The sequence below is a fragment of the Pseudomonas sp. CMR5c genome (assembly GCF_003850545.1).
GTDB classification, from domain to species: Bacteria; Pseudomonadota; Gammaproteobacteria; order Pseudomonadales; family Pseudomonadaceae; genus Aquipseudomonas; species Aquipseudomonas piscis.
Window position 1 is genome coordinate 6516726 of record NZ_CP027705.1, and the last position, 25874, is coordinate 6542599.

General features: G+C 64.3%; 25 protein-coding genes and 1 other RNA gene. 10 read left to right on the top strand and 16 right to left on the bottom strand.

The features are described 5' to 3' along the window. Positions 1-39: 39 nt before the first annotated feature. The 9 genes from gcvH to C4K40_RS30180 all read right to left on the bottom strand — a co-directional run bounded on the left by gcvH (position 40) and on the right by C4K40_RS30180 (position 9544). Positions 40-423, bottom strand: a complete 384-nt coding sequence (gene gcvH, locus C4K40_RS30140; protein ID WP_022641742.1) for a glycine cleavage system protein GcvH — start codon at positions 421-423, stop codon at positions 40-42. A 54-nt stretch (positions 424-477) separates the two neighbouring features. After that, complete coding sequence (gcvT, locus tag C4K40_RS30145; RefSeq protein ID WP_053133762.1) at positions 478-1560, bottom strand: glycine cleavage system aminomethyltransferase GcvT; 1083 nt, start codon at positions 1558-1560, stop codon at positions 478-480. Positions 1561-1714: 154 nt separating this feature from the next. Then, on the bottom strand, positions 1715-3331 hold the full coding sequence (locus C4K40_RS30150; protein ID WP_053133759.1) for an iron ABC transporter permease: 1617 nt from the start codon (positions 3329-3331) through the stop codon (positions 1715-1717). Positions 3332-3572: 241 nt separating this feature from the next. Then, positions 3573-4574 (bottom strand): extracellular solute-binding protein, encoded by a 1002-nt coding sequence (locus tag C4K40_RS30155; protein ID WP_053133756.1) that lies wholly within the window; start codon positions 4572-4574, stop codon positions 3573-3575. 161 nt (positions 4575-4735) lie between these two features. Then, entirely contained in the window at positions 4736-5956 is a 1221-nt protein-coding gene (locus C4K40_RS30160; RefSeq protein ID WP_164485069.1) for a 2-octaprenyl-3-methyl-6-methoxy-1,4-benzoquinol hydroxylase, read from the bottom strand. Between the two features lie 9 nt (positions 5957-5965). Continuing rightward, positions 5966-6451 (bottom strand): DUF4442 domain-containing protein, encoded by a 486-nt coding sequence (locus C4K40_RS30165; protein ID WP_031320682.1) that lies wholly within the window; start codon positions 6449-6451, stop codon positions 5966-5968. Then, positions 6444-7631, bottom strand: coding sequence for a 2-octaprenyl-6-methoxyphenyl hydroxylase (ubiH, locus tag C4K40_RS30170; protein ID WP_022641748.1), 1188 nt, complete (start codon positions 7629-7631; stop codon positions 6444-6446). Before ubiH ends, C4K40_RS30165 begins: the two co-directional genes overlap by 8 nt. Next, positions 7628-8962, bottom strand: a complete 1335-nt coding sequence (gene pepP / locus C4K40_RS30175) for a Xaa-Pro aminopeptidase (RefSeq protein ID WP_053133753.1) — start codon at positions 8960-8962, stop codon at positions 7628-7630. Before pepP ends, ubiH begins: the two co-directional genes overlap by 4 nt. Before the next feature lie 24 nt (positions 8963-8986). Next, on the bottom strand, positions 8987-9544 hold the full coding sequence (locus tag C4K40_RS30180) for a YecA family protein (protein WP_022641750.1): 558 nt from the start codon (positions 9542-9544) through the stop codon (positions 8987-8989). A 216-nt stretch (positions 9545-9760) separates the two neighbouring features. Between C4K40_RS30180 and C4K40_RS30185 the strand changes: the two genes are divergently transcribed. The 4 genes from C4K40_RS30185 (at position 9761) to C4K40_RS30200 (ending at position 11185) form a co-directional block, all read left to right on the top strand. Continuing rightward, positions 9761-9970, top strand: a complete 210-nt coding sequence (locus C4K40_RS30185) for a TIGR02449 family protein (RefSeq protein WP_011064144.1) — start codon at positions 9761-9763, stop codon at positions 9968-9970. Further along, positions 9967-10290, top strand: a complete 324-nt coding sequence (locus tag C4K40_RS30190) for a cell division protein ZapA (RefSeq protein WP_053133750.1) — start codon at positions 9967-9969, stop codon at positions 10288-10290. Before C4K40_RS30185 ends, C4K40_RS30190 begins: the two co-directional genes overlap by 4 nt. A 23-nt stretch (positions 10291-10313) precedes the next feature. Then, a non-coding RNA gene (gene ssrS / locus C4K40_RS30195) (6S RNA) lies at positions 10314-10492 on the top strand. Positions 10493-10579: 87 nt separating this feature from the next. After that, the gene (locus tag C4K40_RS30200; protein WP_053133747.1) at positions 10580-11185 is read left to right on the top strand and encodes a 5-formyltetrahydrofolate cyclo-ligase; all 606 of its coding nucleotides are present in this window, start codon (positions 10580-10582) and stop codon (positions 11183-11185) included. A gap of 24 nt (positions 11186-11209) precedes the next feature. Here the strand turns inward: C4K40_RS30200 and C4K40_RS31680 are convergent, their stop codons facing one another. Then, positions 11210-11356 carry a hypothetical protein gene (locus C4K40_RS31680; RefSeq protein WP_164485043.1) on the bottom strand — a complete coding sequence of 49 codons (147 nt, stop codon included), beginning with the start codon at positions 11354-11356 and terminating at the stop codon, positions 11210-11212. 196 nt (positions 11357-11552) lie between these two features. Here C4K40_RS31680 and C4K40_RS30205 point away from each other — a divergent pair, with 196 nt between their 5' ends. The 4 genes from C4K40_RS30205 to C4K40_RS30220 all read left to right on the top strand — a co-directional run bounded on the left by C4K40_RS30205 (position 11553) and on the right by C4K40_RS30220 (position 16984). Continuing rightward, positions 11553-12002, top strand: coding sequence for an EVE domain-containing protein (locus C4K40_RS30205; protein ID WP_053133745.1), 450 nt, complete (start codon positions 11553-11555; stop codon positions 12000-12002). A gap of 178 nt (positions 12003-12180) precedes the next feature. Beyond that, complete coding sequence (locus tag C4K40_RS30210; RefSeq protein WP_022641756.1) at positions 12181-13146, top strand: HlyD family secretion protein; 966 nt, start codon at positions 12181-12183, stop codon at positions 13144-13146. Next, complete coding sequence (rbbA, locus tag C4K40_RS30215; protein WP_053133742.1) at positions 13143-15866, top strand: ribosome-associated ATPase/putative transporter RbbA; 2724 nt, start codon at positions 13143-13145, stop codon at positions 15864-15866. The genes C4K40_RS30210 and rbbA overlap by 4 nt, the downstream gene beginning before the upstream one ends. Then, positions 15866-16984, top strand: a complete 1119-nt coding sequence (locus C4K40_RS30220; protein ID WP_053133739.1) for an ABC transporter permease — start codon at positions 15866-15868, stop codon at positions 16982-16984. Before rbbA ends, C4K40_RS30220 begins: the two co-directional genes overlap by 1 nt. A gap of 121 nt (positions 16985-17105) precedes the next feature. Here the strand turns inward: C4K40_RS30220 and C4K40_RS30225 are convergent, their stop codons facing one another. Then, a complete protein-coding gene (locus tag C4K40_RS30225) occupies positions 17106-17513 on the bottom strand; it encodes a flagellar basal body-associated protein FliL (RefSeq protein WP_022641759.1) in 408 nt (135 codons plus the stop codon). 158 nt (positions 17514-17671) lie between these two features. On the opposite strand from C4K40_RS30225, the gene C4K40_RS30230 reads away from it, so the two are divergent. Next, positions 17672-18649: an NADPH:quinone oxidoreductase family protein gene (locus tag C4K40_RS30230; RefSeq protein ID WP_053133737.1), complete on the top strand. Its 978-nt coding sequence runs from the start codon at positions 17672-17674 to the stop codon at positions 18647-18649. A 19-nt stretch (positions 18650-18668) separates the two neighbouring features. On the opposite strand, the gene C4K40_RS30235 is transcribed toward C4K40_RS30230, so the two are convergent. From C4K40_RS30235 to trxA, 5 genes are all read right to left on the bottom strand, one after another. Then, the gene (locus C4K40_RS30235; protein WP_022641761.1) at positions 18669-19310 is read right to left on the bottom strand and encodes a gamma-glutamylcyclotransferase; all 642 of its coding nucleotides are present in this window, start codon (positions 19308-19310) and stop codon (positions 18669-18671) included. Positions 19311-19525: 215 nt separating this feature from the next. Next, positions 19526-20494 carry a CDP-6-deoxy-delta-3,4-glucoseen reductase gene (locus tag C4K40_RS30240; protein ID WP_022641762.1) on the bottom strand — a complete coding sequence of 323 codons (969 nt, stop codon included), beginning with the start codon at positions 20492-20494 and terminating at the stop codon, positions 19526-19528. Then, on the bottom strand, positions 20494-21960 hold the full coding sequence (gene ubiD, locus C4K40_RS30245; RefSeq protein WP_022641763.1) for a 4-hydroxy-3-polyprenylbenzoate decarboxylase: 1467 nt from the start codon (positions 21958-21960) through the stop codon (positions 20494-20496). The genes C4K40_RS30240 and ubiD overlap by 1 nt, the downstream gene beginning before the upstream one ends. Positions 21961-22082: 122 nt before the next feature. Then, a complete protein-coding gene (rho, locus tag C4K40_RS30250; RefSeq protein ID WP_022641764.1) occupies positions 22083-23342 on the bottom strand; it encodes a transcription termination factor Rho in 1260 nt (419 codons plus the stop codon). A gap of 246 nt (positions 23343-23588) precedes the next feature. Further along, entirely contained in the window at positions 23589-23918 is a 330-nt protein-coding gene (trxA, locus tag C4K40_RS30255; protein ID WP_003206727.1) for a thioredoxin TrxA, read from the bottom strand. Between the two features lie 429 nt (positions 23919-24347). Between trxA and ppx the strand changes: the two genes are divergently transcribed. Next, a complete protein-coding gene (gene ppx / locus C4K40_RS30260; protein ID WP_053133736.1) occupies positions 24348-25850 on the top strand; it encodes an exopolyphosphatase in 1503 nt (500 codons plus the stop codon). Positions 25851-25874: the final 24 nt, after the last annotated feature.

Sequence of the window (25874 nt, forward strand, 5' to 3'; positions counted from 1 at the left end):
GCTCGCGGCCGGCCCGCTCGGGGACCGGCCGCGTATGCCTTATTCGCCGATGGAGGCCTTGTAGCCTGCGGCGTCCAGCAGTTTTTCCAGGTCCGCCGGGTTGGCCGGCTTGAGCTTGAAGATCCAGGCGTCGTAGGGCTCGCTGTTGAGCAACTCGGGGCTGGCACTCAGCTCCTCGTTGACTTCGATCACTTCACCGGCCACCGGGGCGTAGATGTCCGAAGCGGCCTTGACCGACTCCACCACGCCGGCCTGGTCCCCTGCGCCGAACACCTGGCCAACTTCGGTCAGCTCGACGAATACCACATCGCCCAGGGCTTGCTGGGCGTGGTCGCTAATACCCACGGTCACGCTGCCGTCGGCTTCCAGGCGGGCCCACTCGTGGCTTTCGGCAAAACGCAGGTGGGCAGGGATATCGCTCATGTTCTGTGTCCTCAAGAAGAAATGAACAGCGGCGCAATGCCGGCTGCAAAAATGTTAGATCAAGGTTTTGCCATGGCGCACGAAGGTCGGTTTGACTACCCGCACCGGGTACCACTTGCCACGGATTTCCACTTCGGCCCGATCGCCGGTGGCCATCGGCACTCGCGCCAGGGCAATCGACTTGCTCAGCGTAGGGGAGAAACTACCACTGGTGATCTCACCTTCGCCAACATCGGCGATGCGTACCACCTGGTGCGCCCGCAAGACGCCACGTTCCTCGAGCACCAGGCCCACCAGCTTGTGCTGTATTCCGCCCGCCCGCTCGGCTTCCAGGGCGGCACGCCCGATGAACTGGCGCGTTGCCGGCTCCCAGGCGATGCTCCAGGCCATGTTCGCCGCCAGGGGTGAAACCTGCTGGTGGATATCCTGGCCATAGAGGTTCATGCCGGCCTCCAGGCGCAGGGTGTCACGGGCGCCAAGGCCGATGGGCGAGATGCCCGCGCCCACCAGGTCGTTGAAAAAGGCCGGCGACTGTTCGGCGGGCAGGACGATCTCCAGGCCATCTTCGCCGGTGTAGCCGGTGCGGGCGATGAACCAGTCACCGTCGACACGGCCCTCGAAAGGCTTGAGTTGCTGGATCAGGGTGGCCCGGGGCTGGCTCACCAGTTCGGCGATGCGCTGGCGCGCCTGGGGTCCCTGGATCGCCAGCATGGCCAGTTCCGCCCGCTCGCGCAGCCGGACCTGGAAGTCTCCCAGTCGGGACTGCATCCAGGCCAGGTCTTGCTGGCGGGTCGCGGCGTTGACCACCAGGCGATAACTGTCTTGGAGACGGTAGACGATCATGTCGTCGACGATGCCGCCCTGCTCGTTGAGCATGGCGCTGTACAAGGCCTGGCCGGGGCTTTGCAGGCGTTCGACGTCATTGGCCAGCAAGTGCTGGAGCCAGGCCTTGGCCTGGTCGCCGTCGACATCGATCACGGTCATGTGGGATACATCGAACACTCCACAATCCCGGCGCACCTGATGGTGTTCCTCGACTTGCGAGCCGTAATGCAAGGGCATATCCCAACCGCCAAAATCGACCATTTTCGCGCCGAGGGCGAGATGCAGGTCATACAGAGGCGTACGCTGTCCCATGGGTTTCTCCTTCCGGGCGTGGCGAGGGTGCGGCCTGGCGCTGCAAAGGTGAAAGCCTTGGAATACATGGCTCCCAGCCGGTTCCAGCGTCCCGGCCAAACAACAGACCGCACCGAATGCCGCGCATTGTAGCCGCAAGGTGGCGGGCTGACACCTAACCCATTCGATGGGCCGAGCGACGGATCAGGCCGATCACCGGCAACAGTCCCACCAGCACCAGGGTCAGGGCCGGCAACGAGGCCCGCGCCCACTCTCCCTCACTGGTCATTTCGAAGATCCGCACCGCCAGGGTGTCCCAGCCGAACGGGCGCATCAGCAAGGTGGCGGGCATTTCCTTGAGCACATCGACGAACACCAGCAGGGCGGCGCTCAAGGTCCCGGGTAGCAGCAGCGGCAGATACACTTTGAAAAACAGTCGCGGGCCACCGACTCCCAGGCTGCGGGCGGCTTCCGGCAGTGACGGACGGATGCGCTCCAGGCTGGTTTCCAGGGGGCCGTAGGCCACGGCGATGAAACGCACCAGGTAGGCCAGCAACAAGGCGCAGAGGCTGCCCAGCAACAAGGGCTTGCCCGCTCCGCCCAGCCAGCCGGACAGCGGGATCACCAGTTCGCGGTCCAGGTAGCTGAAGGCCAACATGATCGACACCGCCAGCACCGACCCCGGCAAGGCGTAGCCCAGGTTGGCCAGGCTGACACCCGCCTGGATGCCCCGGGTCGGCGCCAGGCGCCGGGCGAAGGCCAGCAGCAAGGCCACGCTGACCGTGATCAGCGCCGCCATGCCTCCCAGGTACAAGGTGTGGACGATCAGGCCGGCGTAGCGCTCGTCCAGGTCGAAGCGCCCGCGCTGCCAGAACCAGGCCAGCAGTTGCAGCAGCGGAATCACGAAGGCGCAAGCGAACACCAGCAGGCACCAGCCGCTGGCCGCCAGCGCCTTGAATCCCCGCAGCTGATACAGGGCCTTGCCCCGAGGACGCTCGTTGCTGGTACGGCTGGCGCCCCGGGCACGCCGCTCGCCGTACAGCACCAGCATCACCGCCAGCAGCAACAGGCTGGCCAGCTGCGCGGCGCTGGACAGGCTGAAGAAGCCGTACCAGGTCTTGTAGATGGCAGTGGTGAAGGTATCGAAGTTGAACACCGCCACCGCGCCGAAGTCCGCCAGGGTCTCCATCAACGCCAGGGCCACGCCGGCGCCGATGGCCGGTCGGGCCATGGGCAGGGCCACGCGCCAGAAGGCCTGCCAGGGCGATTGCCCGAGCACCCGCGCGGCCTCCATCAAGCCCTTGCCCTGGGCCAGGAAGGCACTGCGCGCCAGCAGGTAGACGTAGGGGTAGAACACCAGCACCAGCACCAGGATGACCCCGCCGGTGGAGCGCACCCTGGGCAGCCTCAGGCCACTGCCGAACCACTCCCGCAACAGGCTTTGCACCGGCCCGGAAAAGTCCAGCAGGCCGACGAAGACGAAGGCCAGCACATAGGCCGGGATCGCGAACGGCAGCATCAGCGCCCAGTCCAGCCAGCGCCGCCCCGGGAACTCGCAGAGGCTGGTGAGCCAGGCCAGGCTCACCCCCAGCAACGTGACTCCGACGCCGACCCCGAGCACTAGGGTCAGGGTATTGCCGAGCAGGCGCGGCATCTGGGTCTCCCACAGGTGGGACCAGATCTGTTGGTCGACCGCCTGCCAGGAAAACAGCAGTACGCTCAGCGGCAGCAGGACCAGGGCCGCGACGGCAAAGACCAGGGGATACCAACGACGTTGGGCGGGATGGGCCACAAAAAACTCTCAGGCAGATTGAGCAGACAAAAATACTTGTGCAAGACACGCATGGCGAGGGAGCTTGCTCCCGCTGGCGACTTGGCCGCCCCAAGGGCTGCAAACCCGTTCCGACAGTTGAATCACGAAATCAGGCTTTGCCGGCGCTGCGCACTGAAGCGCAAGCAAGCTCCCTCGCCACAAAAAGCCCAGCCGCTAAAGAAAACGCCCCGCAAAAGCGGGGCGCAGTATAACGGCAGGCTCAGTTCCAGCCCGCGCGGTCCATCAGGCGGATGGCCTCGGCCTGGCGCTTGCCGGCGATTTCCACCGGCAGGGTATCGGCCACGAACTTGCCCCAGCTGGCGACTTCGGCAGACGGCGCCACCGCCGGGTTGGCCGGGAACTCCTGGTTGACGTCGGCGAAGATCTTCTGCGCTTCAGGAGTGGTCATCCATTCCACCAGCGCCTTGGCGGCCTCCGGATGCGGTGCATGCTTGGTCAGGCCGATTCCCGACAGGTTGACGTGCACTCCGCGATCGCCCTGGTTCGGCCAGAACAGCTTCACCGCCAGGTTCGGTTTCTGCTTGTGCAGGCGGCCGTAGTAGTAGGTGTTGACGATACCCACGTCGCACTGGCCGGCATTGATCGCTTCCAGCACGGCGATGTCGTCGGAGAACACATCGGTGGACAGGTTGTTGACCCAGCCCTTGAGGATTTCCTCGGTCTTGTCCGCGCCGTGGGTCTCGATCAGCGTGGCAGTCAGCGACTGGTTGTAGACCTTCTTCGCGGTGCGCAGGCACAGGCGGCCTTCCCACTGCTTGCCGGCCAGGGCCTCGTAGGTGGTCAGCTCGCCCGGTTTGACCCGCTCGGTGGAGTAGGCCAGGGTCCGCGCCCGCAGGCTCAGGCCGGTCCAGGCGTGGCTGGAAGAGCGGTATTGCAGGGGAATGTTGCTGTCGATGACCTTGGAGGTGAAGGGCTGCAGGATGCCCATCTGCTCGGCCTGCCAGAGGTTGCCGGCGTCCACGGTCAGCAGCAGGTCGGCGGTGGCGTTCTCGCCCTCGGCCTTGATGCGCTGCATCAGCGGCGCTTCCTTGTCGGTGATGAACTTGATCTTCACCCCGGTCTTCTGGGTGTAGGCATCGAACACCGGCTTGATCAGCTCGTCGATACGGGAGGAGTAGACCACCACTTCGTCGGCGGCCTGGGCGGTGCCGGCGATGAGGGTGAGTGCCAGGGCGGTCAGTAGACGCTTCGGTGCCAACATGGGAGCAGTCTCTCGTATGCAAAGTGAGGCGAAATGATAAGGACTCCCATTTGCTGGCTCAACCGAACCCGGAGCCGAGGAGTAACCAGATGTTGCGCGGAAAGCCTTGCCCTGTGCGGCGGCGCCTGCTCGTCATCGGCAGGCACCTCCCTGGCCCCAGATCACTCGGCCCGGGCCAACTCCGGCAAGTCGCCACTCAAGCCCAGTGCCTGGCGCACGAACAGGGCCTTGGCCTCGGGCATCTGGTCGACCACCTTCAGCCCGGTGTTGCGCAGCCAGCGCAGCGGCAACGGATCGGCCTGGAACAACCGCTCGAAGCCCTCCATGGCGGCCATCAGCGCCAGGTTGTGGGGCATGCGCTTGCGCTCGAAACGGCTCAGCACCTTGACCTCGGCCAGGCGCTCGCCACGTCCGGCGGCCTCCAGCAACACCTGGGCCAGTACCGCCGCATCGAGGAACCCCAGGTTGACCCCCTGCCCCGCCAGCGGATGGATGGTGTGGGCCGCATCGCCGATCAGCGCCAAGCCCTCGGCCACGTAGCGCTTGGCATGGCGCTGGCGCAGCGGCACGCAAAGCCGTGGATCGGCGCCAAGCACCTGGCCCAGGCGCCCCTCGAAAGCCCGTTCCAGCTCGGCGCAGAAGCTTGCGTCGTCCAGGGCCATCAGGCGTTCGGCCTCGGTGGGCGTGGTGGACCAGACGATGGAGCACCAGTCGTGCTGCCCATCCCGCACCAGGGGTAAAAAGGCCAGCGGGCCGGTGTCGGTGAAGCGTTGCCAGGCCGTCAGCTGGTGGGGCTGGCTGCTGCGCACGCTGGTGACGATGGCGTGGTGCAGGTAATCCCACTCCCGCGTAGCGCAACCGGTGAGGCGGCGCACCGCCGAGTTGGCACCGTCGGCGGCCACCACCAGCGGCGCCCGCAGGCTCCGGCCGTCGGCCAGGGTCAGCAGCCAGTCGTCGCCGGAACGGCGCATCTGTTCCAGCCGGGCATCGGCCAGCAAACCGATATCGCACTCATGCAGGCGTTCGAGCAAGGCATCCTGGACCACTCGGTTCTCGACGATATGCCCCAATACCTCGGCATGCACGCTGGCCGCCGAGAAGTGGATCTGGCCGGTGCCGCTGCCATCCCAGACCTGCATGTCGCGGTAGGGACTGCTACGGCGCCGGGCAATGCCGTCCCAGGCGCCGAGGCGCTGCAGGATCCGCTGGCTGGCCGCCGACAGCGCACTGACCCGGGGCTCGAACGGCGCCTGCTGGTCGAAAGGTTTGACACTCAGGGAACCACCGTCGAGCAGCAGCACTTCCAGGCCGCTGCCCTGCAACGCCAGGGCCAGGGCACTGCCGACCATGCCGGCTCCGACAATCAGCACATCTGCGCGCATTTCCATGCTTTAGGCCTGTCTCGCTTGCGGCTTGAGCCGCACATAAAGGGTTTTGTCGACCCGCGCCACCAGGGTGCCGGAGCCATCGTGAATCTCGACCTGCAACTGCGGCAGGTACTTTTCTCCGGCAGCGGTGTGCTGGCGGATCTGGTCGATCAGGGCCTGGTCGATGCTGAACCGGGCGAACACCGGGCCCTTGCCCGGTGCGATGAAGTCGATGGCCGCGGCCTTGTCCCAGACGATGTAGTCGCGTCCCAGGTTTTCCATCAGCATCAACATGAAGAACGGGTCCACCATCGAATACAGGCTGCCGCCGAACTGGGTGCCGACATAGTTGCGGTTGTACCAGCCCAGGCCCATGGACACCCGAGCCTCGCGAAAGTCCGCGGCGATGTGGCGAATCCGTACTCCTGCGCCGAAGTAGGGTGGGTACAGATTCAACACCCAACGCAACAGGCGTGCCTTGCCGACACGCCGGGCCAACCAGTCACGCATCCGGGCGAACACCCAGGCCCATGGCCTGGCGGGCGAACCAGCGCTTGGCCGGCGGTAGCAGATCCAGGCCCAGCAAGCCGAGGTTGCGCCCTACCGACAGTAGCGGCAGCTTGCTGCCGAACAGCCGCGTGACCTGGTCGGAAAAGCCCACGGTCAGGTCCTGGTCCAGGCGCTGGCGCTCGCGATAGGCCTGCAGCACCGAGAAATCACCCGGCGTGCGTTCGCTGCCGAGCAGGGCATCGGCCAGGGCCTGGGCGTCGCGCAGGGACAGGTTGAATCCCTGGCCGGCGATCGGGTGCAGGCTGTGGGCGGCGTTGCCCAGCACCACCAGGTGCGGGCGCACTTGCTCCTCGGCCTCCACCAGGGAGAGCGGGTACAGGTGCCGGGCGCCCACTTGCTTGAGAGTGCCCAGGCGATAACCGAACACTCCCTGCAATTCGCTGAGGAAGCTGCGTTCGTCCAGCTCGGCCAGGCGCTGCGCATCCATGCCCTGGCGGGTCCAGACCAGCGCGCAGCGGTTTTCCGGCAGCGGCAACAAGGCCATGGGCCCGTCGTCGGTGAAGCGCTCGAAGGCCATGCCGCCATGGGCTTCGCTGGGGGTGATGTTGGCGATCAGCGCACTCTGGTTGTAAGGGCGCTTGCGAACCCCGATGCCCAGCTGCTCGCGCAGGCTGGAACGACCGCCATCGGCCAGCACCGCAAGGTCGCACTCCAGGGTGGTCTCGTCATCCAGGGTCAGGCGGTAGCCGCCTTCCAGGGGCTCCAGGCGGGTGACTTCCGCCGGGCAGCGCCAGCTGATCACGTCCTGGTCCAGCCCCTGCCACAGGCACTGGCCGAGCCAGGCGTTCTCCACTACGTAACCCAGGGCCGGGACGCCCTCTTCCATGGCCGACAGCCGCGCAGTGGAGAAACGGCCACGGTCGGACACATGGATCTGCTTGATCGGCTCGGCGCGCCGGGAAATTGCCTGCCACAGGTCCAGGCGCTGGTAGATCTGCCGCGCGCCGAAGGACAGCGCCGAGGAGCGTGCGTCATAGCTGGGCTGGAAACTGTCGCCAGGAGCGAAGGGTTCGATCAGCACGATCTTCCAGCCCCGGGCCTTGGCGCCCGCTTGCAGGGCCAGGGCCAGGCTGGCGCCGACCAGGCCGCCACCGATGATGGCGAGATTGACCCGACTCATGACGCCTGGCCCCGGGCCGCGGCCATCAGCGCCTCGATCTCGGCGACGCTCTTGGGCACGCCGCCTGTCAGAATTTCACAGCCCTGCTTGGTCACTACCACGTCGTCCTCGATGCGCACGCCAATGCCGCGCCACTTCTTCGCCACTTGCTGGTTGTCCGGGGAAATATAGATCCCCGGCTCTACGGTCAGCGCCATGCCGACCTCCAGCACCCGCCACTCGCCGCCGACCTTGTATTCGCCGACATCGTGTACATCCATGCCCAGCCAGTGCCCGGCGCGGTGCATGTAGAACGCCTTGTAGGCTTCGCTGGCGATCAAGTCGTCGACAGCGCCCTCCAGCAGGCCCAACTCCACCAGGCCAGCGGTGATCACCCGGACCGTTGCTTCGTGGGCCTGGTTCCAGTGCTTGTCCGGGGCGATCTCGACGAAGGCAGCCTCCTGGGCGGCCAGCACCAGCTCGTAGATCGCCTTCTGCTCCGGCGAGAACCGGCCATTGACCGGCCAGGTGCGGGTGATGTCGCTGGCATAGCAGTCGATTTCACAGCCGGCGTCGATCAGCACCAGGTCGCCGTCCTTGAGCACGGCATCATTCTGCTGGTAGTGCAGGATGCAACCGTTGCGTCCAGCCGCGACGATGGACCCGTAGGCCGGCATCTTCGCCCCGCCCTTGCGGAACTCGTAGTCCAGCTCGGCCTCCAGGCTGTATTCGTGCAGGCCGGCACGGCTGGCCTGCATCGCACGGATATGCGCCTGGGCGGAGATCCGCGCGGCCTCGCGCATCACCTTCACTTCCGCCGCCGATTTATACAGGCGCATGTCGTGCAGCAGATGATCCAGGGCAACGAATTCGTTCGGTGGCTGGGCACCCAGGTGGGCCTTGGAACGGATCACGTTGATCCACTCCATCAGGTGCCGGTCGAACTCGGGGTTGCTGCCCATGGCCGAATAGACCCGGTCGCGCCCCTCGATCAGCCCCGGGAGGATGTCGTCGATATCGGTGATGGGAAAGGCATCGTCCGCGCCATAGTCGCGGATCGCCCCCTCCTGGCCGGCCCTCAGGCCATCCCAGAGCTCGCGCTCGGCATTGCGCTCGCGGCAGAACAGCACGTACTCGCCATGCTCGCGACCGGGCATCAGCACGATCACCGCCTGTGGCTCGGGAAAGCCGCTGAGGTACTGGAAGTCGCTGTCCTGGCGGTAGACGTGCTCCACGTCGCGATTGCGAATGGCCACGGCCGCCGCCGGCAGGATCGCGATGCTGTTGGGCTCCATCTGCGCCATGAGCGCCTTGCGGCGCCGGCTGTATTCAGCTTTCGGGATATGGATCATGGGCAGGCCCGGGTCCCTGTCAGGTCAATGCAGAGAAGGCTTGGCAGCCGGTGCGCCGGCCTTGTTGGTTTCGGTGAACAGCAGAAGTGGCGCGACCCGCAGGTACTCCATCACTTCCATGTAGTCGTTCTCACCGTCGTCGGATTCTTCCAGCGCGTCCTGGACCTGGGCGATGGCTGCAAGGTCCTGCAACACTTCCGTACCTTCGGTGCTCAGGGCGCTGCTGTCGCGGAAGTTGAGGCCGAAACCGGAGAGGAAACCCTGGCACCACTGGCCAAGGGCGGTGGCGCGCTGGGCCAGCGGAGCATCGTCGCTGGGCAGCAGCAGGACCACGGTCATGTCGTCGCTGGTGAGCTCGCCCTTGACCATTTCCTGCAGGCCGATCAAGGCGTTGCGTACGTTTTCCTGAGGTTCGCCTTCGAGCAGCTCGGCAGCGTCCACCAGCCAGCCGTCGACTTCAAAGCCGGCGCCGGCGCAACTGCGCCCCAGCAACAGGCCGTGCAGTTCGGCGGGAGAAACAGAATGACCGCTGCTGCTGAGCAGGGTGGCGAAGGCATCGTAAGGGGAGTTCTGAATGGGCATGGGCAGCTAGGCGCCAAGCGGCGCAATGTCTAGAATGAAGGCCTTGTATCGTAGGGCGTGTCATCACTCATTGCTAGCGTCGCGTTGTGCCTTGCGCCCTGTCACAACGGTGCGCGGGGCCTTGGGCGACGGACAGTTCGCCGAGCGGACAGCACCGGATGCGCCGGCTGCTGTCCTGCCAGTTGCCACTCATCAGATCAAATTCAGTGGGACACAATGGAAGACACCGACCTGCACGCACTGATGGCCAGACTCGAACTGCTGATTACCCGGGTCGAGCAACTAAAGAGTCAAAACGCACTCTTACTAGCTCAGGAAAAGACCTGGCGCGAGGAACGCGCGCACCTCATTGAAAAAAACGAAATCGCCCGGCGTAAGGTCGAATCGATGATTTCGCGCCTCAAGGCCCTGGAGCAAGACTCATGAGTTCAAGCAATAGCGTTACCGTGCAGATCCTCGACAAAGAATATTCGATCATCTGCCCCCAGGAAGAACGCAGCAATCTGGTGAGCGCCGCCCGCTACCTGGACGGCAAGATGCGCGAGATCCGCAGCAGCGGCAAGGTTATCGGCGCCGACCGGATTGCAGTCATGGCCGCCCTGAACATTACCCACGACCTGCTGCATCGCCAGGAACGCCCGGACGTGCAGACCAGCACGACCACCCGCGAACAGGTACGCGACCTGCTGGAGCGGGTCGACCTGGTCCTGGCGACAGAATCGGACGCAAGCAAGGCTGATTCCTGACAGCGGTTGCGTTATACTCCCGCCACTCCCTGGGGTGCTTGCCAGTTGGCGATGTCCCTGAGCCGATTTGCACTACCCTGGAAGTTGCACGTTGGGCTGGTGTGCATGTCCGCTAGACGGAAAGCCTTAAAGCCTGCTGCATCTCCCGCCTTGAACTCTCGGGTTCAAGGGCTAAGTCGACAGCGGTTCGCCTGGGGAGCCTGAATCATCGATCAATGCCAGTTATCCATGCTGGCATTGGTTTTTCCGGGTAGGCTGTCCTGCCATCCCGACTTGCAAAGCCTCCTCCATGACCGCACCTGCGCCGCCTTCCCGCCCGCAACTTCGCCGCATGCTGCGCAAAGCCCGTCGCGCCCTGACACCCGCCCAGCAGCGCCAGGCCGCCCGTGGCTTGTATCGACAGCTGGCGCAGGATCCGGTATTTCGCCGCGCGCGACATCTATCGCTGTACCTGCCCACCGACGGTGAAATCGACCCGCGCCTGCTGTTGCGCGCCGCCCAGCGCCGGGGCAAGGCCACCTACCTGCCGGTCCTCAGCGCCTGGCCACGTACCAAGATGGTCTTCCAGCGCCTTCGTCCGGGCGAGCAGCTGCGGCCCAATCGCTTTCGCATTCTCGAACCCAAAATCAATGTCGCCCGCCAGCGCAAGGTCTGGGCCCTGGACCTGGTGCTGTTGCCGTTGGTGGGGTTCGATGAAGAGGGCGGACGCCTGGGGATGGGCGGTGGATTCTACGACCGCAGCCTGGCCTATCTGGCGCGCCGGAAAACATGGCGCAAGCCGAAGCTGCTGGGGCTGGCCCATGAATGCCAGAAAGTCGGAAAACTGGATCAGGCCAGCTGGGATGTGCCGCTGCAGGGCACGGTGACCGATCGGGGATGGTACGGCGCCCGCTAGGCGCCGCATTCTATCGACGCTGACTCAGCGCTTGAGAGGTTGCTGCTGTTGTGCGATCTCGACCGGAGCATCGGTCTTGCTGGCCCATAGGCTCTGTGCATAACCGGTGGTCACAACGCCCAAACCGAACAAAATAACCAAAATCCATAGCAAATCCGGTTGGCGTTTCATCGATTGCCCCCCCTCAGGCAAATCACACACGCTGGCGGCACGGCATCCATAACAAGCCATGCGGCAGCGTCAAGCTTAAAATCCCGGCATTTTGCGATAACGTGAACCGACACGCAAATGCTGGCGTCAACCGACCGTCGGTTTGTCATAAAATTGCCAGATCACCCGTTCACCCACCTTGTCGGAGGGCAAGCATATGGCCTATTGGCTGATGAAATCCGAGCCAGACGAGCTCTCCATCGAAGGCCTGCAGGCACTCGGCCAGGCGCGCTGGGATGGCGTGCGCAACTACCAGGCACGCAACTTCCTGCGGGCCATGGCCGAGGGCGACGAGTTCTTCTTCTACCATTCCAGCTGCCCCGAGCCGGGCATCGCCGGGATTGGCCGGATCGTCAAGGCTGCCTACCCGGACTCCACCGCCCTGGAGCCGGACAGCGTCTATTTCGATCCCAAGTCCAGCGCCGAGAAGAACGCCTGGAGCGCCATCGACGTGGCCCATGTGCAGACCTTCGGCAAGGTCCTGCGCCTGGACTACCTCAAGCAGCAGGCAGCCCTTGCCGAGATGCCCCTGGTGCACAAAGGCAGCCGCCTCTCGGTGATGCCCGTAACCGCCGAGCAGTGGGCGGCGGTGCTCGCGCTGCGCTGATCCCCGCGCACGCCATGGCCATGCAAGCCATGGCAGCGTTGCCGGTTTTTTGTCACGTCCATCATGCAGCCTGCAAACATTGAGGTTAGGCTAGCGCCCTTTACATTTGACGAGCATCAAGCGGCCCAGGCTTGAGGTTCGTCAGACTAGGACGCTATAGCCGCAGGACGCAGACCCCATGTCGAAGAACCGCCGTTCCTCCCGTGTTTTCGCTGTTTCCCTCTTGATCCTATTGCTCGCTGCCGGTGGTTTCGGCTACTGGAAGTCCCTCCAGGACCGCCTGCCCGAAGGCTTGAGCATGGGCAACGGCCGCCTGGAGGCCACCGAGGTGCAGATCGCCAGCAAGATCCCGGGGCGCCTGGCCGAAGTGCGAGTCCATGAGGGCGACAAGGTGCTCCAGGGCCAACTGCTGGCACGCATGGATACCCGGACCCTGGAAGCCCAGCGCGCCCAGGCCGAGGCCGAAGTGGCCAGGGCCCGGGAAAACCTCTCTGCCGCCGAAGCCAATGTGCAACTGCGCCAGAGCGAACTGCTACTGGCCAACCAGGAACTCAAGCGCTCCCAGGAACTGTTCCGTCGCGGCTTCGCCAGCCAGCAGATCATCGACCAGCAGCAAGCCCGCCTGAGCACCGGCAACGCGGCAGTGTTGGCGGCCCAGGCCCAGGTCGCCTCGGTCAAGGCCGCCATCGGCGCCGCCCAGGCCCAGGTGGCCCAGCTCATCAGCGAAATCGACGACAGCAGCCTGCGCGCGCCCATCGACGGCATCATCCAACTGCGCCTGGCCGAACCCGGCGAGGTCCTGGGCGCGGGTGGCCGGGTGCTGCTGCTGATCGATCCCAACGACCAGTACATGAACCTCTACCTGCCCGCCTCCGTCGCCGGGCGCCTGACCGTGGGCGATGAAGCACGCCTGCTGCTCGACGGCCTGCCCAACCAGCCACTACCGGCGAAGATCAACTTCGTCGCGGCCAAGTCCCAGTTCACCCCCAAGGAAGTGGAGACCCGCGACGAACGCCAGAAACTGGTGTTCCGGGTCAAGGTGCGCCTGACCCAACCCGCCGCCGTGCCACAAGCCAAGCCGGGCATGCCCGGTGCCGGTTACGTGCGCACCGCCCCCGTGGACTGGCCGGCTAACCTGCAATGAGCGGCCTGGCGCTGCAAGCGACCGGCATCGCTCATCGCTATGGTCCGCAACAGGCCCTGGTCGATATCGCCTTCAGCCTGCCGGCAGGTACCCGTTGCGGCCTGATCGGCCCGGACGGCGCCGGCAAGTCGAGCCTGCTGGGGCTGATCGCCGGGGTCAAGAAACTCCAGCAGGGCCAGCTCCAGGTACTTGGGGGCGACATCACCCAGCGGCGCCACCGCAGCAGCCTCTATCCGCGCATCGCCTTCATGCCCCAGGGCCTGGGCGGCAACCTGTACCCCGAGCTGTCCATCAGCGAGAACATCCGCTTCTTCGCCACCCTGTTCGGCTTGCCCGCCAAGGAATGCGCGCAGCGCATGCACAGCCTGCTGCTGGCCACCGACCTGCTGCGCTTCGCCGAGCGCCCGGCCGGCAAGCTGTCAGGCGGGATGAAACAGAAGCTCGGCCTGTGTTGCGCACTGATCCACGAGCCGGACCTTTTGATCCTCGACGAACCGACCACCGGCGTCGACCCGCTCTCGCGCCGACGCTTCTGGGAACTAGTGGAGGACGTGCGCCAGCAACGACCACAACTGACGCTGCTGGTGGCCACCGCCTACATGGAGGAAGCCGAGCAGTTCGAGCATTGCCTGATGCTCGATCGCGGCCGGCTGATCGCCCAGGGCCTGAGCCAGGAGCTGGCCAAGGTCACCGCTAGCGGCAAGCTGGACGACGCCTTCACCCACTTCCAGGGCGACGGCGGCCAGGACAATCCGCCGCTGGTGATCCCGCCCCGCTCCAGCGCCAACCAGGACATCGCCATCGAGGCCCATGAACTGACCCTGCGCTTCGGCGACTTCACCGCCGTGAACAAGGTCAGCTTCGCCATCGGCCGCGGGGAGATCTTCGGCTTCCTGGGCTCCAACGGCTGCGGCAAGACCACCACCATGAAGGTTCTCACCGGGCTGATGCCGGCCACCGAGGGCAGCGCCAAGCTGCTGGGTAACCCGGTGAATGCCAAGGACCTGGCCACCCGCAAGCGGGTCGGCTTCATGTCCCAGAGCTTCTCGCTGTACGGCGAGCTCAGCGTGCGCCAGAACCTGGAGCTGCACGCCCGCCTGTTCGACTTGCCCAAGGACCAGAGCGGCCCGCGCATCGAGGAACTGATCCAGCGCTTCGACCTGGGCGCAATCGCCGAGCAGCAGTCCGGCGCCCTGCCCCTGGGTTTGCGCCAGCGCCTGTCGCTGGCGGTGGCGGTGCTGCACCGGCCGGAAGTGCTGATCCTCGACGAACCCACGTCCGGGGTCGACCCGGCGGCCCGCGACGATTTCTGGCGCCTGCTGGTGGAGCTGTCCCGGGAACAGGGCGTGACCATCTTCCTGTCCACCCACTTCATGAACGAAGCCCAGCGCTGCGACCGCATTTCCCTGATGCACGCCGGCAAGGTACTGGCCTGCGATACCCCAGAGGCGCTGCAGCGCCAGTACGCCGGTGAGACCCTGGAAGCGGCCTTCGTGCGCTGCCTGGAAGACGCCCAGGGCGCCCCGGACATTCCACCTCCCTCCCAGCCGGAACCAGCAGCCCCGGCTGCGGCCAGCGCCCCCGTGCACTCGGGCCTGAGCCTGGCGCGGTTGCTGGCGGTGGCCACCCGCGAAGGCAAGGAACTGCTGCGCGACCGGGTGCGCCTGGGGTTCGCCCTGCTCGGAGCGATCTTCATGATGGTGATCTTCGGCTACGGTATTTCCCTGGATGTGGAGAAGCTCGCCTTCGCCGTCTACGACCAGGACCAGACCCCGCAAAGCCGCGCCTACCTGGAAGCCTTCCGCAGCTCACGCTACTTCGAGGAAAAACCGACGATCCGCAACTCCGCCGAGCTGCACCGGCGCTTGCAACGCTCGGAGATCAAGCTGGCCCTGGAAATTCCTCCCGGCTTCGGCCGCGACCTCTATGCCGGGCGCCAGCCCGTGGTCGCCGCCTGGCTCGACGGTGGCATGCCATTTCGCGCGGAGACCAGCCGCAACTATGTCGAGGCCGTGCACCAGGGCAACCTGGAACTGCTGGCGGAGCACAGCAGCCTGCCGCGCAACTCACGACCTGCGGCCAAGCTGGAAACCCGCTTCCGCTACAACCAGGACGTGGTCAGCGTGAACGCCATCGGCCCCGGCGTCATGGCGCTGATCCTGGCGTTCATCCCGGCCATGCTCACCGCCTTGGGCATCGTCCGCGAGAAGGAGCTGGGTTCGATCACCAACTTCTACGCCACACCACTGACGCGCCTGGAGTTCCTCCTGGGCAAGCAGGCGCCATACCTGGCCGTCAGCCTGATCAACCTGGGGCTGCTGGTGGCCATGAACCGCTGGCTGTTCGGTGTACCGTTCAAGGGCAGCGGCCTGACCCTGGCCCTGGGCGGGGTGCTGTACGTGCTGGCCACCACCAGCATGGGCCTGCTGATCTCGGCCTTCACCCGCACCCAGATCGCGGCGATCCTGGGCACCATGATCATCACCAGCCTGCCGACCATCCAGTTCTCCGGGCTGATCGTGCCGCGCTCGTCCCTGGACGGTTCGGCGGCGATCATGGGCCAGCTGTTCCCCGCGGGCTACTTCCTCGACATCGCGGTCGGTACCTTCACCAAGGCCCTGGACGTGCGTGAACTCTGGCCCCAGTGCCTGGCGCTGGTGGGGTTCTTCCTCGGCTTCACCGGGCTGAGCCTGGTCATGTTGAAAAAGCAGGAGGTCTGATGAACCGGCTTGCCCATATCCTGCGCCTGGGCCTCAAGGAACTCACCAGCCTGCGCCATGACAGCGTGCTGTTGCTGTTCCTGATGTACGCCTTCACCGTGGCCATCTACCTGCCAGCCGCCGGCTCGGTGATAGGCGTGCACAACGCCAGCGTGGCCCTGGTGGACGAGGACCACAGCGCACTGTCGCGCCTGCTGGGGGAGTCCCTGCAACCGCCGGAATTCCAGGCCCCGGCAACCCTGCCCTACGACCGGCTGGACGCAGTGCTGGACAGCGGCCAGTACACCTTCGTGATCAACGTCCCGGCCAACTTCCAGAACGACCTGCTGGCCGGGCGCCAGCCGGCGGTACAGGTCAACGTCGACGCCACCGCCATGAGCCAGGCCTTCATGGGGGCGGGCTACATCGGCCGGATCTTCCAGCGCGAGCTGCTCGACTACGCCGGCCAGGGAGACACACCCGCCAAGGCCCCGGCCCTGCTGACCACCCGCGCGCTGTTCAACACCAACCTGCAGGGCGGCTGGTTCCTGGCGGTGATCCAGATCGTCAACAACATCACCATCCTGGCCATCGTGCTCACCGGCACCGCGCTGCTGCGCGAACGCGAGCACGGTACTCTCGATCACTTGCTGGTGCTGCCGCTCACAGCCCTGGAGATCATGCTGGCGAAAATCTGGAGCAACATGCTGGTGGTGGTGCTGTGCACCTGGATATCGCTGGAAGTGGTCGTCAAAGGGTTGCTGGGCGTGCCGCTGGCCGGCTCCCTGGGCTTGTTCCTGATGGTCACCGCGCTCTATCTGTTCGCCAGCACGGCCCTGGGCATCTTCCTCGCCACTTTGGCCCGCTCGACTCCGCAGTTCGGCCTGCTGGCGATCCCGGTGATCATTCCGATGCTGTTGTTATCCGGCGGCAGTACACCGCTGGACAGCATGCCGCAGTGGTTGCAATGGGTGATGCAGGGTTCGCCATCGACGCATTTCGTCAGCTTGAGCGCGGCGATCCTGTTCCGCGACGCCGGCGTCAGCGTGGTCTGGCCCGACCTGCTGGCCCTGGGTGCGATTGGCCTGGCGTTCTTCACCATCGCCCTGGCGCGGTTTCGCAAGAGCCTGGCGTCCTGAGGTTGCCTCGGGACGCCGACATGCAGGAGCGAAGCTTGCTCGCGATCAGCCTTAAGGCTGGAATCTGGCGGGGGTCGCGATATCGCTATCGCGGGCAAGCCTCGCGCCTACGGGTCCAGCATTACTGGATGATCAGGTTGTTGAACAGCAGGTCCTCGACCACCGGCTTGCCGGTCTCGTCGTTCATCACCTGTTGCACCTGCTTGAGGGCTTCCTGGCGCAGTTTTTCCTTGGCCTCGACATTGTTCATGGTCTCGGCGGTCTGCTGGGCGAACAGCGCCACCAGCTGGTTGCGGATCAGCGGCTCATTGGCCTTGACCGCCTGGGCCGCCGGGTCGCCGGTCACCCGCAGGGCCACGTCGGCCTTGTAGACCTTGAGCTTGGGGCCGCCATCCAGGCCGTAGTTGCCCACGAAGGGCGGGGTCAGGCTGATGTAGCTGACTTTCGGCGCTTCGCCTTCTTTAGCCTCTTCGGCCATCGCTGCCACAGGCAGGGAGAGGGCCAGCAGCAACATGATCCACGCTTTCACAATTCGCTCCTTAATCCGGTTTGCGGCCTAGCATAAAGGCCCGCCAGCCTGAGCCCAAGCACAAGCTTATGGCTGGTTATCAGGGCCGGGCATGCTCGTTGACCACCTGGTTCACACTCCTACACTTATCGGCCACCACTCCCAAAGGAATAGCCCTGATGAAAGCCGTGCTGTGCAAAGTCTTCGGCCCTGCCGAAACGCTGGTGCTGGAAGAGGTCGCAAGCCCTGTGCCGAAGAAGAACGAGATCCTGCTGGACGTGCATGCCGCCGGGGTCAACTTCCCGGACACCCTGATCATCGAGGGCAAGTACCAGTTCAAGCCACCGTTCCCCTTCTCTCCGGGTGGTGAGGCGGCCGGCGTGGTCAGTGCAGTGGGCGAGAAGGTCAGCCATCTCAAGGCCGGTGACCGGGTCATGGCCCTGACCGGCTGGGGCAGCTTCGCCGAACAGGTGGCGGTGCCCGGCTATAACGTGCTGCCGATTCCCCTGGCCATGGACTTCAACACCGCCGCGGCCTTCAGCATGACCTACGGCACCTCGATGCATGCCCTCAAGCAACGGGGCAACCTGCAGCCCGGCGAAACCCTGCTGGTGCTCGGCGCTTCAGGTGGCGTGGGCCTGGCAGCGGTGGAGATCGGCAAGGCCATGGGGGCCCGGGTGATCGCCGCCGCCAGCAGCGCCGAGAAACTCGCCGTGGCCAAGGCCGCCGGTGCCGACGAATTGATCAACTACAACGAGGCCAGCCTCAAGGACGAGATCAAGCGCCTGACAGGCGGCAATGGCGCCGATGTGATCTACGACCCGGTGGGCGGCGACCTGTTCGACCAGGCCATCCGTTCCATCGCCTGGAACGGCCGGCTGCTGGTGGTGGGATTCGCCAGCGGGCGCATCCCCGATCTGCCGGTGAACCTGGCCCTGCTCAAGGGTGCTGCGGTGGTAGGCGTGTTCTGGGGCTCCTTCGCCCAGCGCCAGCCCCAAGACAACGCGGCGAACTTCCAGCAACTGTTCGCCTGGCACGCCGAAGGCAAGCTCAAGCCCTTGGTGTCGCAAGTCTATCCCCTGGCCGAGGCGGCCCGGGCCATCGACGACCTCGGCCAGCGCAAGGCCGTGGGCAAGGTGGTGGTGCAGGTGCGCTGAGCCGACAGGAGCTACGCCCTCAGCAGGCCTTGCAACGCTTGAGCCGCGCCTCCAGATTGCGATCCGGCATGGCGTGGCTGCGCAGGGCATGGACCGTCTGCTCGACATAGTCGCGGGTGGTGCCGTAGCGCCCGCAGGCGCTCTCGAACACCTGGTTCAGCACGTGGTCCGGCAGGTTGCCGGCGTAGCTGGGCAGGTGCCGCTCCAGCACGAACCCCAGCGCCTGGACCTGGTTGCCGTCTTCGAGGCGGCAGTTGAGCCAGTGCGGGCGGTAGGAGGGATAAGGCATTTCCCGCTGCCACAGCGCATACAACGAATCTTCCAGGCACTCTTCCGACAATCGGTAGGCGAAACCGCTGCAGGAGCCGCCACGGTCCAGGCCGAAGACCAGGCCCGGCAGCTCGGGCGTCCCCCGGTGCTCGTGGGACCACAAATACAGGCCCCGGTGATAACCATGTACCCGCCCGCGTACCCGTTCGACCGCCGAGCACTCCGGACGCCAGATCAGCGAACCGTAGGCGAACAACCAGACCGGCCCGCCCTGATGGCGGGCCATGGTGGCTTGCATGGAGCTGCGAAGTTGTTCGTGGGTCAGCTGCGGCCCGAGATCGAGACGCGGAGGGTAAGCCAGGTTCAGGTAGCTGGATTCAAGGGCGGTCATGGCGAATAGCGTTCAGCTCCCCGCGAGAAAGAAGTTACTTAATAGAACGCCCGGCAGTAACTACAAGACACATAAGTTACAAGGCAAGTTAAGTAAAAATAACCAAGGCTACTTAACTTGAAGGACAGGTATATAACCTACCGATATTTATCAAATTAGATAAATATCGATGGGCTATATAGCAAGTTATAACGCGCGGTACAGGGTCGGCAGGATCAGGACCGCGGAGCGTAGGCGAACACGTCCGCACGCATCTGGTGGGCGTCCATGCCGGCGCTCACCAGGGCGTCGAGGGTGGCGTAGATCATCGCCGGCGAACCGCTGGCATAGACATGCACCGACGACAGGTCGTCGATGTCCTCGCTCACGGCCTCATGCAGCATGCCGCAGCGCCCTTCCCAGCCACACAGGTCGCTGACCACCTTGTGCAGGTAGAGATTGGGCAGTTGCTGCCACTGGTCCCAGTGCTCCAGTTGGTAGAAGTCCTCGGGCCGGCGTACACCCCAATACAGGTGCACCGGGTGCTTGAAACCCTTGGCCCGGCAATGCTCGATCAAGCTGTGCATCTGCGCCATGCCGGTGCCAGCGGCGATCAACACCAGCGGACCATCGGGCAGCTCGGCCAGGTGGGTGTCGCCAAACGGCAACTCGACCCGGGCCATGCCGTTGCGCTGCAGTTGTTCCATCAGGCTTTGCGCGCTGTTTTCCCGGGCCAGCACATGCAGCTCCAGGTCACGCCCGCAGTGAGGCGCCGAGGCCAGGGAAAACGCCGACTTCTCGCCGTTGTCCCGCTCCAGCAGCAAATATTGGCCGGCGTGGTAGCGCGGCGGCTTGCCCGCCGGCGCCCGCAGCCGGACCCGCCAGACATCACCGCCGACTTCCAGGCATTCAACGAGCTGACACGACAGGCTGCGCACCGGCAACTCTCCCAGCGCAAGGACGCCGTCCCACAACACGATGCAGTCTTGCAGCGGCTCCGCGATACAAGTGTAGAACTCGCCGTGGTCACGCACATCGCCGGCCTGCCGCACGCTGCCTTCCACCAACAGGGCAGCACAGACGTGACAGTTGCCATTGCGGCAGCTCTGGGGGCAGTCATAGCCCAGGCGCCTCGCCGCATCGAGAATACGCTCGCCGGGCAGTGTCTCTAGCACCGCTCCGGAGGGCTGCAAGGTTACACGCATCAATCTATTCCTAATTGATTCCAGATGGCATCGATCCGGCGGGTGACCGCCTCATCCTTGACGATGACCCGTCCCCACTCTCTGGTGGTTTCTCCGGGCCACTTGTGAGTGGCGTCCAACCCCATCTTCGAACCCAGGCCGGATACCGGCGAGGCGAAGTCGAGGTAGTCGATCGGGGTGTTGTCGATCATCACCGTGTCGCGCTTGGGGTCCATGCGCGTGGTAATGGCCCAGATCACGTCGTTCCAGTCCCTGGCGTTGATATCGTCGTCGGTGACGATAACGAACTTGGTGTACATGAACTGTCGCAGGAACGACCACACGCCGAGCATTACGCGCTTGGCGTGGCCCGGGTACTGCTTCTTCATGGTCACCACCGCCATGCGGTACGAGCAGCCCTCGGGCGGTAGATAAAAGTCGGTGATCTCCGGGAATTGCTTCTGCAGGATCGGCACGAACACTTCGTTGAGCGCCACGCCGAGGATCGCCGGCTCATCCGGCGGACGCCCGGTGTAGGTGCTGTGGTAGATCGGCTTGGTGCGATGGGTGATGCGTTCCACGGTGAACACCGGGAAGCTGTCCACTTCGTTGTAGTAGCCGGTGTGGTCGCCATAGGGGCCTTCCGGGGCCATTTCGCCCGGATGGATCACGCCCTCGAGGATGATCTCGGCGGTAGCTGGGACCTGCAGGTCATTGCCCCGGCACTTCACCAGTTCGGTGCGGTTACCTCGCAGCAGGCCGGCGAAGGCATATTCGGACAGGGTGTCCGGCACCGGGGTCACGGCACCGAGGATGGTGGCCGGGTCGGCCCCCAGGGCCACGGAAACCGGGAATGGCTGGCCCGGGTGCTTTTCGCACCACTCGCGGTAATCCAGCGCGCCGCCACGGTGGCTCAACCAGCGCATGATCACCTTGTTGCGCCCAATCACCTGTTGCCGATAGATGCCCAGGTTTTGTCGGTCCTTGTTCGGTCCGCGGGTCACCGTCAGGCCCCAAGTGATCAGCGGCGCCACGTCGCCCGGCCAGCAATGCTGGATCGGCAACTGCGAAAGGTCGACATCGTCGCCCTCGACCACCACTTCCTGGCACACCGCGTCCTTGACCACCTTCGGCGCCATCGACACGACCTTCTTGAAGATCGGCAGCTTGGACCAGGCATCCTTCAGGCCCTTGGGCGGCTCGGGCTCCTTGAGGAAGGCCAGCAGCTTGCCGATCTCGCGCAATTCGTCGGTGGACTCGGCGCCCATGCCCATGGCCACCCGCTCGGGGGTGCCGAACAGGTTGCCCAGCACCGGGATGTCGAAACCCGTGGGTTTTTCGAACAGCAGCGCCGGGCCCTTGGCGCGCAGGGTGCGGTCGCAGACTTCGGTCATTTCCAGGACAGGAGAGATGGGAACCTGGATGCGCTTGAGTTCACCGCGCTGTTCCAGGCCACGAATGAAGTCGCGCAAATCGCGATACTGCATGCAAGAGCCTCGTGTTGGCCGTATCGGTCGGGGTGCAGAGTGTAGCGCCGTTCAGGCCGCAATGGCCAAAGTGCAGACAGCAAAAAGCCGGGTTGCCCCGGCTTTCGCTCGACCCGCTGATGTTACTTGCGCTTCATCGACAGGAAGAATTCATCGTTGGTCTTGGTCTGCTTCAGCTTGTCGACCAGGAACTCGATGGCGGCGACTTCATCCATCGGATGCAGCAGCTTGCGCAGGATCCACATGCGCTGCAGCTCGTCGTCGGCCGTCAGCAGCTCTTCGCGGCGGGTACCGGACTTGTTGATGTTGATGGCCGGGAATACGCGCTTCTCGGCGATACGACGGTCCAGGGGCAGTTCCATGTTGCCGGTACCCTTGAACTCTTCGTAGATCACTTCGTCCATCTTCGAGCCGGTCTCGACCAGCGCGGTAGCGATGATGGTCAGCGAGCCGCCTTCCTCGATGTTCCGCGCGGCGCCGAAGAAACGCTTGGGTTTCTCCAGGGCGTGGGCATCGACACCACCGGTCAGGACCTTGCCGGAGCTCGGGATCACGGTGTTGTAGGCACGGGCCAGGCGGGTGATGGAGTCCAGCAGGATCACCACGTCCTTCTTGTGCTCGACCAGGCGCTTGGCCTTCTCGATCACCATCTCGGCCACTTGCACGTGGCGGGTTGGCGGCTCGTCGAAGGTGGAGGCGACCACTTCGCCACGCACGGTGCGCTGCATCTCGGTCACTTCTTCCGGACGTTCGTCGATCAGCAGGACGATCAGGTGGCACTCGGGGTTGTTGCGGGTGATGTTGGCCGCAATGTTCTGCAGCATGATCGTTTTACCCGCTTTCGGCGGAGCGACGATCAGGCCACGCTGGCCCTTGCCGATCGGGGCGCACAGGTCGATGACACGGCCGGTGAGGTCTTCGGTGGAACCGTTGCCGGCTTCCATCTTCAGGCGATCGTTGGGGAACAGCGGGGTCAAGTTCTCGAACAGGATCTTGTTCTTGGCGTTCTCGGGACGGTCGTAGTTGATGGTATCGACCTTGAGCAGCGCGAAGTAACGCTCGCCTTCCTTCGGAGGGCGGATCTTGCCAACGATGGTGTCACCGGTGCGCAAGTTGAAGCGACGGATCTGGCTTGGCGACACGTAGATATCGTCCGGCCCGGCCAGGTAGGAGGCATCGGAGGAGCGAAGGAAGCCGAAGCCGTCCTGGAGGATCTCCAGCACGCCATCACCGGAGATTTCCTCACCGCTTTTCGCGTGCTTTTTCAGCAGGGAGAAAATCACGTCCTGCTTGCGCGAACGGGCCATATTTTCTATGCCCATCTGTTCGGCCAATTCGAGCAGTTCGGTAATCGGCTTTTGCTTGAGTTCAGTCAGATTCATATAGGAATGACGTAATCATTTATAGAGGGGGAAATTAAGCTTTTGGCTTAATGAGGCCGCGCCGCGGAGAAGGCGACAGGATCGCGTACTTATTTGAAAAGGAGAGCGTCGGCGACGGCTTGCAGGGGGCACTGGAGAAACCAGTGCGGGGCCGAATGTAACACCTGAGTTTCGGAGCGTCTAGCCCTCAATTACGAAAAAGCCCCGCATTTTGCGGGGCCTTTTCTAACATGCTGAAACCGAGGTTCAGATGTTGGCGTCGAGGAAAGCCGCCAGTTGCGACTTCGACAGCGCACCGACCTTGGTGGCTTCAACGTTACCGTTCTTGAACAGCATCAGGGTCGGGATACCACGTACGCCATGCTTGGCCGGGGTTTCCTGGTTCTCGTCGATGTTCAGTTTGGCAACGGTGAGCTTGCCCTTGTAAGTCTCGGCAATTTCGTCCAGAACCGGAGCGATCATTTTGCATGGGCCGCACCACTCAGCCCAGTAGTCGACCAGTACAGCGCCTTCGGCCTTGAGTACATCGGCCTCGAAGCTGGCGTCGCTGACGTGTTTGATGAGATCGCTGCTCATGGAATTCTCCAGGTTGTAAGCAAAAAAACGTGGCCCATCATATCTGCCCTTCCTGCGTTCAGGAAGCCGCAGGTGATTGACTCTCACTATGGTGCCCCTTGAGTTTGGGTATAGCTCAGCCCGGCGCAAAGCGAGAATTCCACCGATGCCTATAAAAGCCGGGACAACTTCGTGCGGCATCTCCTATTAATGTCGTCGAGGCCGCTACATGTGCCTTTGCACGCGGCCCAGGCGCCCTTCGGGCAATCCTGCGCACGGAAATCGACCGGATGAGCGGTAGCACCAGCGCTCTCAAGTCCCTCATGGCACATCTGGGAATGCCGGCTGGCGCAAGGTTTGATGCGATGAATCAACGCATTGGCCACTGCGCGTTGGCGCGAGCCGTTGATCGTGGCAGGATGGCGAGGTTATCGACCGAGACCCCCAGCCATGCCCCAATCCCAAGCCAAGAATCTGTCCCTGATCGCCGCGATCGATCTGGGCTCCAACAGCTTTCACATGGTCGTGGCCAAGGCCCGGAACGGTGAAATCCGCATTCTCGAGCGGTTGGGTGAAAAGGTTCAGCTGGCTGCCGGCATCAATGAAGAGCGCCAGCTCAACGAAGAATCCATGCAACGCGGGCTCGACTGCCTCAAGCGTTTCGCCCAGCTGATCAACGGCATGCCCCAGGGCACCGTGCGCATCGTCGGCACCAACGCCCTGCGCGAAGCCCGCAACCGCGGCGAATTCATCCGCCGGGCCGAAGAGATCCTCGGCCACCCGGTGGAAGTCATCTCCGGACGTGAAGAAGCGCGCCTGATCTACCTCGGGGTTTCCCATACCCTCGCTGACACCCCCGGCAAGCGCCTGGTGGCCGACATCGGCGGCGGCAGCACCGAGTTCATCATTGGCCAGCGCTTCGAGCCCCTGCTGCGCGAAAGCCTGCAGATGGGCTGCGTGAGCTTCACCCAACGCTATTTCCGCGACGGCAAGATCACCCCGGCCCGCTACGCCCAGGCCTATACCGCCGCACGCCTGGAAATCATGAGCATCGAACATGCGCTGCATCGCCTGACCTGGGATGAAGCCATCGGCTCCTCCGGCACCATTCGCGCCATCGGCCTGGCCCTCAAGGCCGGCGGCCAGGGCAGCGGCGAGATCAACGTCGAAGGCCTGGCCTGGCTCAAGCGCAAGCTGTTCAAGCTCGGCGACGTCGACAAGATCGACTTCGAAGGTATCAAGCCCGACCGCCGGGCCATCTTCCCTGCTGGCCTGGCGATCCTCGAGGCGATCTTCGATGCCCTGGAATTGCAGCGCATGGATCACTGCGAAGGCGCCCTGCGCGAAGGCGTGCTCTACGACCTGCTGGGCCGTCATCACCATGAAGACGTCCGCGAGCGCACCTTGGGCTCGCTGATGGAGCGCTACCACGTGGACCTGGAACAGGCTTCGCGGGTCGAAGGCAAGGCCCTGCGCTCCTTCGACCAGGTGGCGGCCGACTGGGACCTGGAAGACGGCATCTGGCGCGAACTGCTGGGCTGGGCCGCCAAGGTGCATGAAGTGGGCCTGGATATCGCCCACTATCACTACCACAAGCACGGCGCCTACCTGATCGAACACTCGGACCTGGCTGGCTTCTCCCGTGAGGACCAGCAAATGCTGGCCCTGCTGGTACGCGGTCACCGCCGCAATATTCCCAAGGAGAAGTTCGCCGAGTTCGGCGACGACGGCATCAAGCTGATCCGTCTCTGCGTGCTGCTGCGCTTCGCCATCCTGTTCCACCACATCCGCGGTACCCAGCAGATGCCCCAGGTGCAGCTCAGCGCCAACGGCGACCAGCTGGACGTGAAGTTCCCGGCCAACTGGCTGGATGAAAACCAGCTGACCCAGGCGGACTTCGCCCTCGAGGCCGAATGGCTGACCCGGGTCGGCATCGTACTCAACGTCAGCTGAGCCCGGCACCGGGCAAACAAAAAG

Coding starts and splice junctions, on each gene's coding strand:
- gcvH (WP_022641742.1), bottom strand. CDS start 423: ATGAGCGATATCCCTGCCCACCTGCGTTTTGCCGAAAGCCACGAGTGG.
- gcvT (WP_053133762.1), bottom strand. CDS start 1,560: ATGGGACAGCGTACGCCTCTGTATGACCTGCATCTCGCCCTCGGCGCG.
- C4K40_RS30155 (WP_053133756.1), bottom strand. CDS start 4,574: ATGTTGGCACCGAAGCGTCTACTGACCGCCCTGGCACTCACCCTCATC.
- C4K40_RS30160 (WP_164485069.1), bottom strand. CDS start 5,956: ATGCGCGCAGATGTGCTGATTGTCGGAGCCGGCATGGTCGGCAGTGCC.
- C4K40_RS30165 (WP_031320682.1), bottom strand. CDS start 6,451: ATGCGTGACTGGTTGGCCCGGCGTGTCGGCAAGGCACGCCTGTTGCGT.
- ubiH (WP_022641748.1), bottom strand. CDS start 7,631: ATGAGTCGGGTCAATCTCGCCATCATCGGTGGCGGCCTGGTCGGCGCC.
- pepP (WP_053133753.1), bottom strand. CDS start 8,962: ATGATCCATATCCCGAAAGCTGAATACAGCCGGCGCCGCAAGGCGCTC.
- C4K40_RS30180 (WP_022641750.1), bottom strand. CDS start 9,544: ATGCCCATTCAGAACTCCCCTTACGATGCCTTCGCCACCCTGCTCAGC.
- C4K40_RS30185 (WP_011064144.1), top strand. CDS start 9,761: ATGGAAGACACCGACCTGCACGCACTGATGGCCAGACTCGAACTGCTG.
- C4K40_RS30190 (WP_053133750.1), top strand. CDS start 9,967: ATGAGTTCAAGCAATAGCGTTACCGTGCAGATCCTCGACAAAGAATAT.
- C4K40_RS30200 (WP_053133747.1), top strand. CDS start 10,580: ATGACCGCACCTGCGCCGCCTTCCCGCCCGCAACTTCGCCGCATGCTG.
- C4K40_RS31680 (WP_164485043.1), bottom strand. CDS start 11,356: ATGAAACGCCAACCGGATTTGCTATGGATTTTGGTTATTTTGTTCGGT.
- C4K40_RS30205 (WP_053133745.1), top strand. CDS start 11,553: ATGGCCTATTGGCTGATGAAATCCGAGCCAGACGAGCTCTCCATCGAA.
- C4K40_RS30210 (WP_022641756.1), top strand. CDS start 12,181: ATGTCGAAGAACCGCCGTTCCTCCCGTGTTTTCGCTGTTTCCCTCTTG.
- rbbA (WP_053133742.1), top strand. CDS start 13,143: ATGAGCGGCCTGGCGCTGCAAGCGACCGGCATCGCTCATCGCTATGGT.
- C4K40_RS30220 (WP_053133739.1), top strand. CDS start 15,866: ATGAACCGGCTTGCCCATATCCTGCGCCTGGGCCTCAAGGAACTCACC.
- C4K40_RS30230 (WP_053133737.1), top strand. CDS start 17,672: ATGAAAGCCGTGCTGTGCAAAGTCTTCGGCCCTGCCGAAACGCTGGTG.
- C4K40_RS30235 (WP_022641761.1), bottom strand. CDS start 19,310: ATGACCGCCCTTGAATCCAGCTACCTGAACCTGGCTTACCCTCCGCGT.
- C4K40_RS30240 (WP_022641762.1), bottom strand. CDS start 20,494: ATGCGTGTAACCTTGCAGCCCTCCGGAGCGGTGCTAGAGACACTGCCC.
- ubiD (WP_022641763.1), bottom strand. CDS start 21,960: ATGCAGTATCGCGATTTGCGCGACTTCATTCGTGGCCTGGAACAGCGC.
- rho (WP_022641764.1), bottom strand. CDS start 23,342: ATGAATCTGACTGAACTCAAGCAAAAGCCGATTACCGAACTGCTCGAA.
- trxA (WP_003206727.1), bottom strand. CDS start 23,918: ATGAGCAGCGATCTCATCAAACACGTCAGCGACGCCAGCTTCGAGGCC.
- ppx (WP_053133736.1), top strand. CDS start 24,348: ATGCCCCAATCCCAAGCCAAGAATCTGTCCCTGATCGCCGCGATCGAT.